Consider the following 16,521-nt stretch of genomic DNA (forward strand, 5'->3'; position numbering starts at 1 on the left):
CGAAGATGCGGGTACGGGTGCGGTTGAGGTTGCGACCTGACAAGCGGGGGTGGACATTCGCATGGATCGTCGAGGGTGTCAAAAGATTCCCGGGAGACGCCGTCTCTGTCGACCGGGGAGTCCCCGGTGTTCACCACCCAGGATTGCGGCGGAGCCTGAGGTTCTCGTAGGTTTCCTCAGGGAGTTCGTCGAGGAATCGGCTCGGGGGAAGGCTCATGACCGGTCCGCCCTTGGCGGAGACACGGGGATGGCAAAGGTAGAGTTCGTCCTTGGCCCGGGTTACGGCCACATAGAAAAGGCGGCGCTCCTCGTCGAGGTCTCCCTCCTCGATCGCCCGGCGGAGGGGAAACATCCCGTCGGCCAGGCCGATGACGAAGACGACTTCGAATTCCAGGCCCTTGGCCTGGTGGATGGTGGTGAGGCGGATGGCTTCTTCGTTGTCGTCAACCGATCGATCGGAAACCTCGGAATTGAGCAGGGCGACCTGGGCAAGGAGTTCCTGAAGGTCCTCGTAACGCTCGGCGAAGCCGATCAGGCTGCGCAGGTCGTCGAAGCGGGAGTGGTAGTTGGCGTAGGCGCCCTGCATGTACTGCTGGTACCAGCCTTCGGTCCCGATCTGGACGATCTCGGCCGGTGTCCCTTCGCGGGCGGCTTCGCGCATGTCGATGAGGGTGTCGATGAGCGGAGTCCAGTCGGCCCTGGCGTCCTTGGGGATCTTGTCGAGGGTGGCCGGGCTGCGCAGGACATCAAGGAGGTTGAGGCGGTCCTTGCGGGCGGTTTCGACGGCGCGGTCGTAAATCCGGCGGGCCCCCTTGTCGCCGATCCGCGGCAGCAGAACGACCAGCCGGGTGAAGGCGACGACGTCCTGCGGATTGTAGACGAAGCGCAGGTGGGCGATGAGGTCGCGAACGTGCGCCTGCTCGAAGAAGCGCACCCCGCTGGTGATCTGGAACGGAATGCTCTGGCGGGACAGTTCGACCTGAAGATCGATGGCGTGGAAGTGGGCCCGGTAGAGCACGGCGATCTCGGTCGGACTGCGGCCCTCGTCGACGAGGCCGCGCAGGCGCGAGACGACGAACGCAGCCTGCTCGCGCGTATCCATGGTCTGGACGACGAAGGGCCGGATATTGCCGGGGCGCGCCGGGCGCAGCTCCTTCTCGAAGCCCTCGGAGGCCTGGTGGCGGAGCACGGAGTTGGCGAGGGTGAGGATTTCCGGGGTGCTCCGGTAGTTGGTCTCGATCCGGAAGATCCGGGTGCCGGCGTGGCGTTGCGGGAAGGTGATGATGTTTTCGAAGTTGGCCCCGCGCCAGGAGTAGATGCATTGGGCATCGTCCCCGACGGCCATGATCTGGTGGGCGGGGGCCATCAGGTCGATGATCCGGGCCTGAAGGATGTTGGTGTCCTGGTACTCGTCGACCAGGGTGTGCCGGAAGCGCTCCCGGTAGATCCGGGCGATTTCCGGGGCGGTCTCCATCAGAATCAGCCAGTTTTCAAGCAGGTCGTCATAATCGGTGACCTGGTGCTTGCGCTTGTCCTTCGCATAGGCCCGGGCGATGGCGGGGAGTCGGTCGAGAATGCCCTCATGCTGCGGAAAGTAGCGGTGAATCGTATCCACAAAATCAAGACATGTGTTCCGCGACATGCTGATGATGTTGGAGAGAGGGCCGGGGCGGGGGTGTTGCTTGTCCTTGAAGAAGCCACGGTCGACGGTTTCGACCGCGTCCCGGAGGAAGGATTCGGCCTCCCCGGAGTCCAGGATGGTGAAGCGCTGATCGAGCCCGATTGCTTCGCCGTGCATGCGCAGCAGGCGGTGGCCGATATGGTGAAAGGTGCCGCCCCAGAATCGGTAACTATCGACTCCGGACAGGTCCTCGACCCGGTGAAGCATCTCCTTGGCGGCCTTGTTGGTGAAGGTGAGCAGGAGGATTTCTGCCGGGTGAACGCCCTGGCTGAGGAGCCAGGCGACCCGGTAGGTCAGGGTCCGGGTCTTGCCGGAACCGGCTCCGGCCAGGACGAGCATCGGGCCGGGATCGGCGGTGACGGCCGCGTACTGCTCGTCGTTCAATTCCGCGCGGAAATCGATGGGGGGAAAATCGGAGGGCGGTCGGCCCGGATCCAGGGTATAGTCCATGGGTGAAACCGGGCAGTGTTGGCCAAGGGACAGGGGGCGACGAGGAAAAACCGAGCCCGCGCCATCGACCCTTCAGAGGACGACGAGAGAGTTGCGATGGATGACTTCGAGGCGGGTCCGGCCGGGGAATTGGCCACGCAGATCCTGGGTAGTCTTGCCCATGATCGTCTGGATCTCGCGACTGGAAAAACAGGCCTGACCCCGACCGAAGATGACGTTGTCCGGGCCGGTCAGGTTGACGATGTCACGGGCGGCGAAGTCGCCGGTGCTTCCGCGGACGCCCGAGGCGAGGAGGCTTCGACCCTGGGTTACGAGGGCGGTCCGGGCCCCGTCGTCGACGTGGATGGTGCCCTGGGGCCGTTGGAAGAACGCGAGCCAGCGCTTCTTGGATTCCATCGGGAGGCTCGAGGCGACAAAGACGGTGCCGATCTGTCCTTCGAGAACCGCCCGCAGGAGGACGTCCTTTTCGTGGCCGTGGGCGATGACCAGGTTGCAGCCGGCCTTGCCCGCGAGGCGGGCGGCCTCGATCTTGGTGACCATGCCGCCCACGGCGGTGGCGCTGGTGGTGCCACCGGCCATCGCCTCGATTTCCGGGGTGATGTTCTCGATGACCGGTATGATCCTGCCGCTGCCTTTCCGATCGATCAGGCCGGGGGCGGTCGAGAGGATGATCAGGAGCGACGACCCGGTGATGCTGGCGACCATGGCGGAGAGCTGATCGTTGTCGCCGACCCGGATCTCTTCGCTGCTGACCGCGTCATTCTCGTTGATGACGGGGACGACGCCGCTCGTAATCAGGTGCTCGAGAGTGCCTTGGACGGCGAGGTATCGCTTGCGCAGGCGGAGATCATCGTGGGTCAGGAGAACCTGGGCGGCGATGATCCCGTGGGGCTCGAATCCGTCCTGCCAGGTCTGCATGAGCTTGCTCTGGCCGACGGCTGCACAGGCCTGAAGTTTGGAGACGGTCCGGGGGCGCTGCCTGCGTCCGAGGATGCCCATCCCCAGGCCAACGGCGCCGGAGGTGACGACGAGGATCTCGATGCCGCGGCTGCGCAGATCGGCAACCTGTCGGCAGACATCGGCGATACAGTCCCGGTCAATCTGTCCGGGACCGGAGGTGAGGATGCCCGTTCCAAGTTTGACGACCAGGCGTTTGGGCGGAGAACTTCCGGGGATCATGAGAAGCAGTGATTCACCTGGTCCGCCGGGTTCCGGCGTCCATCAGAATCCTGGTGCATTGAGTCGTTGAGTTTTGATGCGATATTGCGGAGGCCCGGATACGCCCTGCGGCCGCCCACGAGGGCCGCCCTACAACCGTCTCCAGAGGGAGGGTCGTGCTCCGGCGCGACCGCCACCGTCCGGGAAAACCGTTCGCTTTCATCCGGCTCACTGCCTAGACAGTGAGCAGTTCCTTTTCCTTGTGGTTGAGGTGTTCGCCGATCTCCTTGATGAAGAGGTCGGTCTGATGCTGGACCTCCTTTTCGTACCGCTTGAAATCGTCTTCGGAGATTTCGCCGCTCTTCTGGCTTTTTTTGAGGGCTTCCATCCCTTCACGACGGGCGTGGCGCACGCTGACCCGACCCTCCTCGGCCAGACGGTGAGCGACCTTGGCCAGTTCCTGACGGCGTTCGCCGCTCAGGTCGGGAAGGGGCAGGCGGATGATGGTGCCGTCGACCGCGGGGTTGATGCCGATATTGGCCAGCTGAATGGCTTTCTCGATGGCCCGGACGAGGGATTTGTCCCACGGTTGGACCTGAATCAGGCGGGCGTCGGGGGTGGTGATGGCGGCGACCTCCTTCAGGCGCATCGGGCTTCCGTAGGCGTCGACCATGATGGTCTCCACCATGGAAGGGGACGCCTTTCCGGTGTGAATGCCGGTGAATTCCTGAAGGGTATGGTCCATCGCCTTCTTCATTTTCTCCACGGTATCCGTAATCAGAGGATGCTCATTCATGATGCGACCGGATTATGCAGCGTATGGGCGGCATGACAATCCTCTGTGCAGGGATTGTGGGAGGCCGTCCAGAGAGTCTCTCAGGAAACCAGGGTTCCGATGTCTTCTCCGGTGACGGCCCGGCGGATGGAGTGCTCGCCCTTCAAATCAAAGACGAGGATGGGAATGGCATTGTCGAGACAGAGTGAAAAGGCGGTTGAGTCGAGAATGTTGAGGCGCTGCTTGAGCGCATCGATGAAGGAGAGTTTGTCGTAGCGGACGGCGTCCGGGAACTTGACTGGATCACGGTCGTAAACCCCATCGACTTTGGTCGCCTTCATCAGGATCTGCGCGCCGATTTCGCTGGCCCGCAGTGCGGCCGCGGTGTCGGTGGAGAAGTAGGGGTTCCCGGTGCCGGCGACAAAAATGACGACGCGGCCCTTCTCCAGATGTCGGACCGCGCGGCGCAGGATGAAGGGTTCCGCCACCTGGTCCATGGGGATGGAGCTTTGGACACGGGTCAGGACGCCCATTTTCTCAAGGCATTCCATGAAGGCGAGTCCGTTGATGACGGTGGCCAGCATGCCCATGTAATCGCCGGTCGTCCGGTCGACGCCTCGTTTTTCCCCGCTGATTCCGCGGAAGATATTGCCGCCCCCGATGACGATGCCCACCTGAACCCCGAGCTCGTGGATCTCCTTGATCTGATGGCAGATCTGTTCGAGGGTGGTCCAGTCGATCGGATCGCCGTTCTCGCTGTTGCGGAGGACCTCGCCGCTGAGCTTGAGGATGATGCGTTTGTAGCTGATCTGGGCGGGCGCTTCCGGTGTCGACTCCATCAGGGCTTCTTAAGCCAGCTGCGCGGCGGATCGTCAACGATTCGTTTGTCCCCGGGGGCAAAGGCCGGTCGGACCTGGAGGAGTGGTTGCCCGACTAGGGTTCGAACCTAGACTAAAAGAATCAAAATCTCTTGTGCTTCCATTACACTATCGGGCAGCTCAAATCCAACGTGCGAGCTCGCATCCTTTCGTCAAGGTCTGAAATACGACGGGATGAAGCCGAGCCGGTGCCCCGATCATACGGAATGATTGGAGAGGGGCGGGGCGCTCCCTTGGGCCTCCCTGTTTATTTTCACCCGGTTTTCATCCGATCGGGGATTGCTGTTTTGGCATGATGTGACGAGGCTGGCGGAGTGGCTGAGAACGATAGTCGGGCGGGGAGGGTGTCGAGATGAGCGGTGCCGAGGCAGCGGCGGCGCGCAACGCGTTCAGCTCGGTTCTCATTGTTGAGGACTATCCGCTGGTTCGCGAAGGGATCGTGGCGCTCCTCAACCAGGGGCGCGGGTATGTGGTTTGCGGCGAGGCCGACGATGCCGAGTCCGCCCTCCGGATGGTGGAGGAACATCGTCCGGATATTGTCTGCCTCGATCTCCGCCTGGGTGATGTCGACGGATTCGACCTGATTCGGCAGATGCGGGCGATTCACCCCTCCAGCCGCATTCTGGTCATTTCTATGTATGGCGAGGACATGTATGCAGAGCGTTCCTTGGCGGCGGGTGCGGTCGGCTACATCATGAAGTCGGAGCCGCCCGAGCGGATTCTCGAGGCCCTGGACGAAATCAGGAAGGGTCGTGTTTTTGTCAGTCGGCGGATTTCGTCGCAGGTCCTGAACCGGATCAAGAATCCGGGTCGCGATCCGGTTCGAGGAATCAAGGTCCTGACCGACCGGGAACTGCAGATTTTTCAGCTGATCGGATTGGGCTACCAGACGCGCCAGATCGCCCAGCGTCTGGGCATCGGGGTGAAGACGGTCGAAACCCACCGGGAAAACATCAAGACGAAGCTGGGTCTGGATCACGCGGTGGCCCTGGTTCGGGAAGCGACTGTCTGGGTGCGCCAGCGGCAATAATCGCTGCCCGGCCCGGAGGCTCTTTTGCCATTGCTGGCCGGATCCATTCCGGTTGGAATGCGGGACTTCCATTGGAAGAGATGCCCCCATGCTGACCACGCCGCTTGAGATCGAGACAGGCATCCTGGCGGGTATCCGTCAGGATTACCTGCTGTTTCTTGCAGTGATCGGGTCGGTGCATTTCGTGCTGATGGCGATCGGCACGACCTTCAGCAGTTGGGGGGAGAACACGGGGCGGCGCCTCTTCCTTGGTCTGGCGGTGGCCGGTTCCTGTCTCGCCCTGATGGTGTTTGTCCAGCTGACCGCCTTTGTCTGGATTCTCGATTCACCCGCACTTACCCTGGCCTGTGACCTGCTGCGCTTTCTTGCGGCAGCGGGTTTGCTCTGGTCGGGGTGCGCCCTTTCGCCCCGCTTCACCTGGGGCTGCGCGGCGGGGGCCCTTGCTGCGATCGGATTGCTGGCGGCGGGCCTGGCGGCGGTTTTCGGTCTGTATGGAGTGGCCCTGGCCACGGGTATCGGGATTTTTGGCGCATCTGTAGGGCTGGTCGTTCATATCCTCCGTTTTCAGACAGGGGGGAGACTCCCCGCCGGGACTGTCCTGCCCCTGTGCATCGCGACCGGTATGTTTGCTCTGGTCGGGTTTGATGTCCTCTTTCGAGAACAGACTTCATGGGCGGTCGTCAACCCCTGGCTGATCGTTCCGGCCATAGCCCCTTGGGCGGCCGGAATGGCTCTCTGGATATTCAATGACGGGGTTCGGCCGATTGCCCGCCTGCGTGAGATCCCGATTCCGCGCCGACTCTTTTCCCTCTGGTTTTTCTCGGCGGTCCAGGCGCTCATCCTGCTGTTTGGATGGGGGGCCACCGAGATCCTGAGCCGGCCGGCGCTCCGTCATTCGCTCCAGCATCTGGATCTTCATGTCCGGGCGTCGGCCTCCGCGATCAATCCGAACGTTCTCGGAGCCTTTCTTGAGCGCGGAGTGGGGCATGATCCGAGGACGGCTGAATCGCTTCAACGATCCCTGGATTCCATCCGTGATCAGAACGCTGGAGTGGAGGCGGCCTATCTCTGGCGGATGGAATCGAATGGCCGGGCGGTGGCCCGGAAATCGCAGGGGGAGGACCATGAATCTCTTGACCTCCCGAAAAGCCCGACGGCAACCGAACTGAAGGGGATACTCGATCAGGTCCCGTTTGTGGTCATGACCCGGATCGCGGGAGGCGGTGAGCGCTTTATCGCGAGCGCGCCGATCTTCTCGCAATTTCCGGACCGGGTGGTCGGATGGATCAGTCTGTTGGTGAATCCCGACGATTTCGTGAAGATGATTGCGGCCTCCCGGGCCGGATTGACGGCGGTCGTCGGATTGATCTCGCTGTTGGGTACGGGCGTCTTCGCGCTTTTCGTGCGCGGCCAGATCGAGAATGATCTGAGGATTGGAATCGAGAAGGCGGAAGTGGCCGACCGGGCCAAGTCCGAGTTTCTCGCCATCATGAGTCATGAGATCCGGACGCCGCTGCAGAGCGTCCTCGGCTATACCGACCTGGTCATCGATACGCCCCTCGATGATTCCCAAAGACACCAGATTCAGCTGATTCGAAGCCAGGGCCGCACCCTGATGCGAATCGTCCAGGATATCCTGGATTTCAGTGCGATGAGGCGGGGAAGTTTTTCCCTTCAGCTGAAAACGGTTCTGCTCAGGAAACTGGTCGAGGAGGTGGTGGGCACGGTCAGTCCCATGGCCGACCGCAAAGGCCTCCGGTTTGATTTCTCGATCGCGGATGATCTGCCTGCCCAGGTGCTGTCGGACGGTGTCCGCCTCAGGCAGGTTCTCTACAACATCATCAGCAACGCGATCAAATACACTCCACGTGGGCGGGTGACGTTCGATGTGCGTCCGGATCCCTTGGAGGCGGCATCGGCGGAGAGGTCCGAAGGTCGGGTTGTTGTCCTGTTTCGCGTGACGGATACGGGCCTCGGTATTCCGGACCACGTCAAGGGTCGTCTCTTTGAGGCGTTCTTTCGAGCGGGTTCCAATTTCGCCGAAGACGAAGGTGGAGCGGGCCTTGGCCTGGCGATTGTCCGGCGTTTGTGCGAATTGATGGAGGCATCGATTTCCGTCGAGAGCGAGGTCGGGAAAGGAACGACCGTCGAAATCCATGCGCCCTTTGAAGTGACCCTGGCGGATACGTCTGCCATGGAATCGATAATTCCGCCCCTGGATGGGGAAGAAGGGATGGCGCCGCCCGTTTTGGCCTGGGAACTGCCGATGTCCATCCTGTTGGTCGAGGACAACACCTTCATTCAGGGTCTTTTCGCGGAATACCTGAGGAAGATCGGTTACCAGGCCGATATTGCGGACAACGGTCGGGACGCGGTCGCCGCCTGCCTCCAGACCCAGTATGATCTGATCCTGATGGATCTGAAGCTGCCGGAGATGTCGGGGCCGGAGGCGGTCAGGGAAATCCGGCGGATTTCCGGGGACGGCGAGCATCCCTGGATTATCGGTTTGTCCGCGAGTACCCGGGACGAGGACATCAATGAAGCCATGAATGCCGGGATGAACGATTTTCTGGCCAAGCCGATTGATCTGCGAGGGCTGGTCGAGACGATCCTCTTCAGCCCCCTCGGCAGAGGAATCGCGGAAGAGCGGGATTTCCTATCCCGGAACCCGGTGCTGGATGAGTCGGTGGACGATTGGACGACGGTCGCGGGTGCGCCGAATCGTGAGCGTGCGTTTACCCTGTTTGTCCTGGAGACACCGGCTCTGCTGGAGGAAATGCGGCAAGCCCATGCGGCCGGTGACCTCGCCAAGGTTCGAAATCGTGCACACTACATCAAGAACAGCGGCCTCTACCTGAAGGAAAGGGTTCTGACGGACCTTTGTGAGGCCATCTGTGCGGATGCTGACAGTGACCGCAGCCGTGAGGTCGGCATTGGATTGGATGCGCTGGAAGAACTGGTGGTGGCCATGATCACGGCCGAAGCCATGGGTTAGGCGCCCGGGTGCCTCACCCGCAGGACGACCGGCCCAGACAAATCATCGACATCGGCAGGGGGTTCGGTCTATTCGTATCGGGGAGTGGAAGGGCGGGAGTTCTTCCCGGAATGAGAGTTGCAATGAGAGTTACCCGAATTCGCGAGTGGAAGCTTACAATCTAGACGATCTCAGTTGGGCTCTGCAGCAGGACTATATCCTCTTCCTGTCGGTGCTGGGCTGGATGCTTGGAGGACTCGTCGCCTGGGGCAATGCGACGTCGGATGATGCTTCTCCGGAGATGCCCTGGCGGCTCCTCGCCATCTTCTGCATGACGCGTGCTTTTGATGGCATATTGGGGATTGCTCTGCTTTTCGGGTCGAGTGGCTGGTTCGAACTGGCCAAACAATTCTTCCTCGTTCTGGGTTACACCACGCTCTTTGAGCTGGCCCGGACGATCTTCAACGCTGTCCATCATCGAAGGGTCCCGGTCTTCACCTCGGTCACCTTTGGGCTCGCGTTTCTGGCCGGAGTCTATGCCGCCGGCCAGGCTGCAGTGTTTGTTTTTGCCGGGTTTGGAACGGCGGCGGGAGTCTGGGCCGGGTTCAGTTTCTTCGGTCGCCGCCGCAGCAGTACGCGGGTGCTGGGTTGGACGGCGATTGTCCTCTTCCTCCTGGGTCCGTCCGAATTGCTGTCGGAGGCGGGTCTCCAGGTGTTTTTCCAGCTTCCGATCAACGACAGCCCGATCAGTTTCCTGGGTTTGCCGAGCGCGGTTCTGGGCAACCTCCTGGCGTGGATCATGGCTCTGGGACTGTGGATGGGAGTGGTTCTGGCACGGCGCTATGTGTCGAAACCCCTGACCGGATTCGCCCTGACCTCGGTCGCCCTCTGGCTCTTTCCGACGGCCCTGATCGTGATCCTGCTCGGCGGCTATTACCTCCTGAACTGGAATGCGGAGCGCGTTCAGCGGTCGGTGCAGACTTTTTATCTTTACCGGGTCCAGACCGCCGCTCTCTCCATCAATCCGGAGGACGTTTCCGAGCTGACGTTCACCGAATCCGATCGGGAATCCGATGTTTACCATCGGCTCCAGCGCCAGCTTGCCGCGATTCGCGATGTCAGTGAGGATGTCCGCTTCGTCTATCTCTGGACGGTCCGCGAGGGCATGCTGGTCTACCCGGTCGACAGTGGAGATGGTGGGGCCCGTCCGGAAAGCCGGTCGGCCTTTGTCCGGCGACGGGCGAGCGTCAACGACGAAGAAGCCTATCTCAGGGACTACTCTTATTTCATGGGTCCGTTCCAGGATCGGATCGGCACGCTGGTGGTCGCCAACGGCCCCATCCCGCATGTCGACGGTAGCGGAACCCTCTGCTGGCTGGGCATGGATATCAATGCCGACAACTGGTTCTCTTCCTATGCCAATGCCCGGGTTCAGACCATTGCGATTGTCGGACTCTTCTCGGCCCTGGTGGTCTTCTTCCTGGCCTACCAGATGTTGCGTGAGTCGGAGGGCGATCTGGTGGTGGCGAAGGAGCGGGCGGAAGCGGCGGACCGGGCCAAGAGCGAGTTTGTGGCGGTCATGAGTCATGAGATCCGCACACCGCTTCAGAGTGTTCTCGGGTATGCCGAATTGCTCGCGCGGAGCCAATTGACGCCCTCGGAGACCGGTTATCTCGACGCGATCCGTTCCCAGGGCCGGACGCTCCTGAGGATCGTCCAGGATATTCTCGATTTCAGTGCGCTGCGCAAAACCAGCTACACCCTGAAAAGTGAACCGGTCCACCTGCGCAAGATCATCGAACTGACCTTCAATACGGCCCGGCCGTTGGCCGACAAGAAGGGACTCGACTACCGTCTGGATATCCATCCATCGGTTCCGGCCGTGGTCGACGGAGACGGAGTAAGGCTGCAGCAAATCCTGCTCAATCTTCTCGGAAATGCGGTCAAGTTCACGCCTTCGGGCAGCATCACGCTCGACGTCACCCAGCTCACGGTCAACCGGACGGTGAAGCCCGCGATAGCGATGATCGAGATGAGGGTGACGGATACCGGGATCGGAATCCGTCGCGAGGACAAGCTCCGGATGTTTGAGCCCTTCACCCAGTTGGGATTGTCCCAGCACGTGCCGCGCGAAGGAGCCGGCCTTGGCCTGGCCATCGTCAAGCGGCTCTGTGAGCTGATGGGAGGATCGATTGATCTTGAGAGCGAGCCGGGCGCGGGGTCCCGTTTCCGGATCGTGATTCCGATGCCGGTCATTGCGGAGGAGGCCGACCCATCCGGGCGCGGTGGGTCGACCCTCCCCGTCGAAATGGACGAGGCGACCGTCAATCTCGCGGCCATGGTGCCCTTGCGGATCCTCGTGGCGGATGACAATCCTTTCATCCGCAACCTCCTGGTCGAATACCTGAAGCAACTGGGGTATTCGCCGCTTGCCCTGTCGACGGGCGGTGAAGCGGTGCGCAACTGGAAAGGACACGATCTCCTGATACTCGATCTGAGAATGCCGGAGATGGATGGCGTGGAGGCGACGGCGCGGATTCGTGCGGAGTCCGGTGATCGTGAACGGCCGTGGATAATCGGCGTTTCGGCCACGCTCCAGGAGCCGGAGATCGAGAAGGCGATGGAGGCGGGGATGAATGATTTCCTGGGCAAACCCTTCTTTGTCTCAAGCCTGCAGGAAGCGATCCAGGCAAGCCCGGTCTTCAATCCGGATGCCGGATCCAGTAGAAAATACGATCCGAATGATGCCGGTGACGAACCGGTTAAGCCCGGGGATCCGTTGGGAGATGAGGATGAGCCGCCGCCGGCATCCTCGTGGCAGCCGCCGGCAAACAACGGGGGCATCTACTCGTTCGGGGTCCTTGACCCGGCCTTGGTGCAACAGGCGGTAGACGAGATTCCGACTTTGTTTGACGAGATGAAGGAGGGCCTGGAGGCGAACGATCTGGAAAGGGTCCGGGATCGGGCCCATTACCTGAAGAACACCATCTTTGCCCTGAAGATGGACGAATTGTTCGAACCCTGTCGGCAGGTTCATGATCTGGCCGGTGCCGGCCGCGTGAACGAAGCGGGCAAGGCGCTCGGCCTGCTGCGGGCGACCTTCGAGGAATGGAAGACGAAGCAGGGATAGCCCGGATCAGAGCCGGAATCCCTCGATCAGGCCGGCCATCGATTCGGGGAAATTGCCCTTGATGTAGACGCCGTCGTCACGTGTATCCTGATTGGTGATACCACCGACTTCATGGATGCGCGAGATCACGTCGTACCGGTCGTGGGGAATGAGCAGTTCGTAGATGGAGGCTTTCTCGTTGAGCAGGTCGGCGATCCGGTTGATCAGGATGTCGAGACCTTTCCCGGTGACCGCGCTGACGCAGATGGCGTCCGGGTGGTGGGAGCGGATGGCGTCGAGGTCGGCCGGCTCGCAGAGGTCGATCTTGTTGAGCACGGTGATGGTGCGTTTCTGATCGGCATCGATCTCGGCCAGCACCCGCCGGGTGGTGGCGGCATGCTTGTCCATGTCGGGGCTGGTCACGTCCATGACGTGGATGAGGAAATCGGCAACCACGACTTCCTCAAGGGTGGCCTTGAACGCCTCGACCAGGCGGTGGGGCAGGCGTCGGATGAATCCTACCGTATCGGTCAGGAGGACGGACTGGCTGCCGGGCAGATCGAGCTGGCGGGTCGTCGGGTCAAGGGTGGCGAAGAGCTTGTTCTCCGCCTGGACACTGGCACCGGTCAGCGCGTTCAGCAGCGATGATTTCCCGGCATTGGTGTAGCCGACGATCGATCCGGTCGGCACCGGGATCCGGACCCGGCGTTTTCGCTGGGTCTGCCGATGCTGAACGACCTCCTTCAGTTCCTTGCGCAGATGGGTGATGCGGTTGTTGACCAGGCGTCGGTCGGACTCCAGCTGAGTTTCGCCCTGGCCGCGTGCTCCGGTGCCGCCGCCGCGTTGGCGGCTGAGGTGGGTCCAGGCACGGGTCAGGCGGGGCAGGGAATACTCCATCCGGGCAAGGGCCACCTGGAGGATGGCTTCCCGCGTATGGGCCCGGCTGGCGAAGATATCGAGGATGACCTCCTGGCGGTCGATCACGCACATCTTCGATTCAGCTTCCCAATTGCGTTGCTGGACCGGGCTGAGATCCTCGTCAAAAACCAGGACGTCGGCCTCGACCGCGCGGGCCTGTTCGAGGATGCTCTCGGCTTTGCCGCTTCCGACGTAGAGGGCGGGATTGGGGGAGCGCAGATTGACCAGCGTGTTGCCGACAACGGCGATATCGAGGTTTTCGACCAGGTCCCTTAGTTCATCGAGGAGATCGGCGGATTCCTTCACCGACATCTTCTGGTGGTGGATTCCCACCAGAAAGGCTCGAGTTGCTTTTTTTTGTATTTCCTGGGCGCTGATCATTCAGTGGTTCATTTCCCGACGCCACAATCTCAGGCCGGAGCCTATGCGAGTCAAGGGGCAGGGCGGGGGTTGAAGAAGAGGTCGGAAATCAGGTCAGGGCGGGACACCGGGATTTGGGGAGAGGACGGTGGACGGATTCTTCGAGGAAGAGGACAGGAAGAATAGAAGAAGGGAAGGTTGAGAAAGAGGGCGGTCTCCGGCGCGGATCGGAAGGCAGGGTCGGCGCTTGAGCGGTGCGAACTGCAGAAGAAGGCCCGCTCCGGTCAGGGAGCGGGCCTTTGAGAGAAACGACTTGGGAGACCTTACTTCGCCTTGGCCGCGAGGGCCGCCTGGGCGGCTGCGAGGCGCGCAACGGGCACCCGGAAGGGCGAACAGCTCACGTAATCGAGTCCGAGTCGATCGCAGAACTTGACGCTCGAGGGATCGCCTCCGTGCTCGCCGCAGATGCCGAGCTTGATATCCTTGCGGGTGGAACGACCGCCCTTGACGGCGAACTCCATGAGCCTGCCAACGCCGGATTGATCGATGCTTGCGAACGGGTTGCTCGCGACGATCTCCTTATCCTGATAGAAGGGCAGGAACGAGCCCGAGTCGTCCCGGCTCATGCCGAGGGTCGTCTGGGTCAGGTCGTTGGTGCCGAAGCTGAAGAACTGGGCATCCTTGGCAATCTCATCGGCCACGAGGGTGGCCCGGGGAATCTCGATCATCGTTCCGACGAGATAGGTCAACTTGACCTTTTTCTCCTTGGAGACCTCGGCGGCGACCCGGTGGACCACTTCAAGCTGGGCCTGGAGTTCCTTGGGAAAACCGACCAGCGGAATCATGATCTCGGGCTTAACCTTGATCTTCTTCTTCATGACGATGGCCGCGGCCTCGAAGACGGCGCGGGCCTGCATCTCCGAGATTTCCGGATAGACGATGCCGAGACGGCAGCCCCGATGGCCGAGCATGGGGTTGAACTCGTGGAGTTCCGCCACGCGCTTGGAGATGGTCTCTGAGGAGACTCCAAGTTTGTTGGCGAGTCCGTTGATCAACCCACCTTCGTGCGGGAGGAATTCGTGGAGTGGGGGATCGAGGAAACGGATGGTGGCCGGAAGGCCCTTGAGCTCCTTGAACATGCCGACGAAATCTTCGCGCTGGTAGGGCAGGAGCTTGGCCAGGGCGGCTTTGCGGGCATCGGTGGTTTCCGCCAGGATCATTTCGCGCATCGCGTCGATCCGGTCCCCTTCGAAGAACATGTGCTCGGTCCGGCAGAGGCCGACGCCCTTGGCGCCAAAGGCGACCGCGTTGGCAACCTGCTCCGGGGAGTCGGCGTTGGCGCGGACACTCATGCGGGTGGCCTTTTCGCACCACTTCATGAGGGAAGCGAAGTCCTGATAGCTGCGGCTCCTGGCGGGCTTGAGCGACTTGTTGATCAGGACCTGGACGATCTCCGATGGGGCGGTGGCGAGCTCCCCGGCGTAGACGGATCCGGATGTTCCATCAATCGAGATGAAATCCCCCTGCTTGAAGGTTTGGTCGCCGACGGTGAGTGTCTTGGTCGCGTAATTGATCTGGAGATCAGCCGCGCCGCAGACGCAAACCTTGCCCATCTGGCGGGCGACGAGGGCGGCGTGGGAGGAGACACCGCCGCGGGCGGTCAGGATGCCTTCGGCCGCGATCATGCCGCGGAGATCCTCGGGTGAGGTTTCCACGCGCACGAGGAGCACCTTTTCGTTCTTTTCTGCGGCGAGGACAGCCCGTTCCGCAGTGAAGTAGATACGGCCGGTGGCGGCGCCCGGTCCGGCCGGCAGTCCCTTGGCGATCAGCTTGGCGTTCTTGATGGCCTTGGCATCGAAGACCGGGGCGAGAACCTGGTCGAGCTGATCGGCCGGAACCCGCTTGACGGCCTGTTCCCAGGTGATGAGGCGCTCCTTGGCCATTTCGACAGCGAAGCGGACGGCGGCGAGGCCGGTGCGCTTGCCATTGCGGGTCTGGAGCATGTAGAGGACACCTTCCTCGATGGTGAACTCGAAGTCCTGGACATCCTTGAAGTGACCTTCGAGCTTCCTGCGGACCGCCTCGAGTTCCTTGAAGGGTCCGGGCATGAGCTTCTTGAGCTCGGCCACGGGCTGGGGGGTGCGGACACCGGCGACGACATCCTCGCCCTGGGCATTGATCAGGAATTCACCATAGAAGACCTTCTCGCCGGTTGCGGGATCGCGGGTGAAGGCGACGCCGGAGCCGGAATTGGATCCGGTATTGCCGAAGACCATGGTCTGGACGTTGACGGCGGTGCCCCACTCGTGGGGGATGCCGTACTTGCGCCGGTAGACGATGGCGCGGTCATTCATCCAGGACCCGAAAACGGCGGATACGGCGCCATCCAGCTGCTTCCAGGGATCGGTCGGGAATTCCTTGCCGGTGCGCGACTTGACGAGGTCCTTGAAGCGGGCGACCAGGCCCTTGACCTGCTCGCCGTCGAGATCGTTGTCCTCAACGTGTTCGCGACCCGGGAAGAGCTCCGCTTTGTAGGCCTCGATGACCGCTTCGAACGGTTCGTGATCCTCGTTCGGGCGTTTCTGGACGCCCATGACGACGTCGCCGTACATCTGGATGAAACGGCGGTAGCAGTCCCAGGCAAAACGCTCGTTCTGGGACTGAGCGGCGAGGGCCAGGACGGTTTCGTCGTTGAGGCCGAGATTGAGAATCGTGTCCATCATGCCCGGCATGGAGTCGCGGGCCCCGGAGCGGACGGCCACCAGGAGAGGCTTCTTCAGGTCGCCGAATTTCCGCCCGGACTGCTTCTCCATCGACTGGATGCCGGCCACGATCTGGCTCTGAAGGACAGCGGGGTAGGTCCGCTTATTTTCGTAATAGTAGGTGCAGACTTCAGTCGTAATGGTGAAGCCGGCCGGAACGGGAAGCCCGATCCGGGTCATCTCCGCGAGGTTGGCTCCCTTGCCGCCGAGGAGCGGTTTCATGGTGCCATTTCCGTCGGTCTTCTTGCCGAAGAGGTAGACGTATTTATGGGCTTTGGCCGTCTTGCCGGCGGCTTTGCGGGCCGGCTTGCGGGCGGTCTTGGTGCGTGCTTTCGATGGCATCCGTGGGTCCTTTTTTGGTTTGGTCTGACTCTGTATTTGGAAACTCCCGTTGATCGACGGAAAAAGGGAGGGTTTTGTAGCAAG

At 61.7% G+C, this 16,521-nt stretch carries 9 protein-coding genes and 1 tRNA gene; 3 read left to right on the forward strand and 7 right to left on the reverse strand.

Annotated elements, in window-relative coordinates; genetic code table 11:
• Positions 1 to 130: 130 nt before the first annotated feature.
• The 5 genes from R3F07_03795 to R3F07_03815 form a co-directional block, all read right to left on the reverse strand.
• Positions 131 to 2,131 carry an ATP-dependent helicase gene (locus R3F07_03795; GenBank protein MEZ5275487.1) on the reverse strand — a complete coding sequence of 667 codons (2,001 nt, stop codon included), beginning with the start codon at positions 2,129 to 2,131 and terminating at the stop codon, positions 131 to 133.
• A gap of 72 nt (positions 2,132 to 2,203) precedes the next feature.
• Positions 2,204 to 3,310 carry a glutamate 5-kinase gene (gene proB, locus R3F07_03800; GenBank protein MEZ5275488.1) on the reverse strand — a complete coding sequence of 369 codons (1,107 nt, stop codon included), beginning with the start codon at positions 3,308 to 3,310 and terminating at the stop codon, positions 2,204 to 2,206.
• Between the two features lie 214 nt (positions 3,311 to 3,524).
• Positions 3,525 to 4,085: a ribosome recycling factor gene (gene frr, locus R3F07_03805; GenBank protein MEZ5275489.1), complete on the reverse strand. Its 561-nt coding sequence runs from the start codon at positions 4,083 to 4,085 to the stop codon at positions 3,525 to 3,527.
• A gap of 80 nt (positions 4,086 to 4,165) precedes the next feature.
• Positions 4,166 to 4,903 carry a UMP kinase gene (pyrH, locus tag R3F07_03810; GenBank protein ID MEZ5275490.1) on the reverse strand — a complete coding sequence of 246 codons (738 nt, stop codon included), beginning with the start codon at positions 4,901 to 4,903 and terminating at the stop codon, positions 4,166 to 4,168.
• An 83-nt stretch (positions 4,904 to 4,986) separates the two neighbouring features.
• Positions 4,987 to 5,060 (reverse strand) — tRNA-Gln (locus tag R3F07_03815).
• A gap of 234 nt (positions 5,061 to 5,294) precedes the next feature.
• Between R3F07_03815 and R3F07_03820 the strand changes: the two genes are divergently transcribed.
• The 3 genes from R3F07_03820 to R3F07_03830 all read left to right on the forward strand — a co-directional run bounded on the left by R3F07_03820 (position 5,295) and on the right by R3F07_03830 (position 12,076).
• Positions 5,295 to 5,972, forward strand: coding sequence for a response regulator transcription factor (locus R3F07_03820; protein ID MEZ5275491.1), 678 nt, complete (start codon positions 5,295 to 5,297; stop codon positions 5,970 to 5,972).
• A gap of 88 nt (positions 5,973 to 6,060) precedes the next feature.
• The gene (locus tag R3F07_03825; GenBank protein ID MEZ5275492.1) at positions 6,061 to 8,967 is read left to right on the forward strand and encodes an ATP-binding protein; all 2,907 of its coding nucleotides are present in this window, start codon (positions 6,061 to 6,063) and stop codon (positions 8,965 to 8,967) included.
• Between the two features lie 145 nt (positions 8,968 to 9,112).
• Entirely contained in the window at positions 9,113 to 12,076 is a 2,964-nt protein-coding gene (locus tag R3F07_03830) for an ATP-binding protein (protein ID MEZ5275493.1), read from the forward strand.
• Between the two features lie 6 nt (positions 12,077 to 12,082).
• Here the strand turns inward: R3F07_03830 and hflX are convergent, their stop codons facing one another.
• A complete protein-coding gene (hflX, locus tag R3F07_03835; GenBank protein ID MEZ5275494.1) occupies positions 12,083 to 13,354 on the reverse strand; it encodes a GTPase HflX in 1,272 nt (423 codons plus the stop codon).
• 302 nt (positions 13,355 to 13,656) lie between these two features.
• On the reverse strand, positions 13,657 to 16,437 hold the full coding sequence (gene ppdK, locus R3F07_03840; protein ID MEZ5275495.1) for a pyruvate, phosphate dikinase: 2,781 nt from the start codon (positions 16,435 to 16,437) through the stop codon (positions 13,657 to 13,659).
• Positions 16,438 to 16,521: the final 84 nt, after the last annotated feature.

Source organism: Opitutaceae bacterium (assembly GCA_041395105.1).
In the GTDB taxonomy this organism is placed as follows: Bacteria; Verrucomicrobiota; Verrucomicrobiia; order Opitutales; family Opitutaceae; genus B12-G4.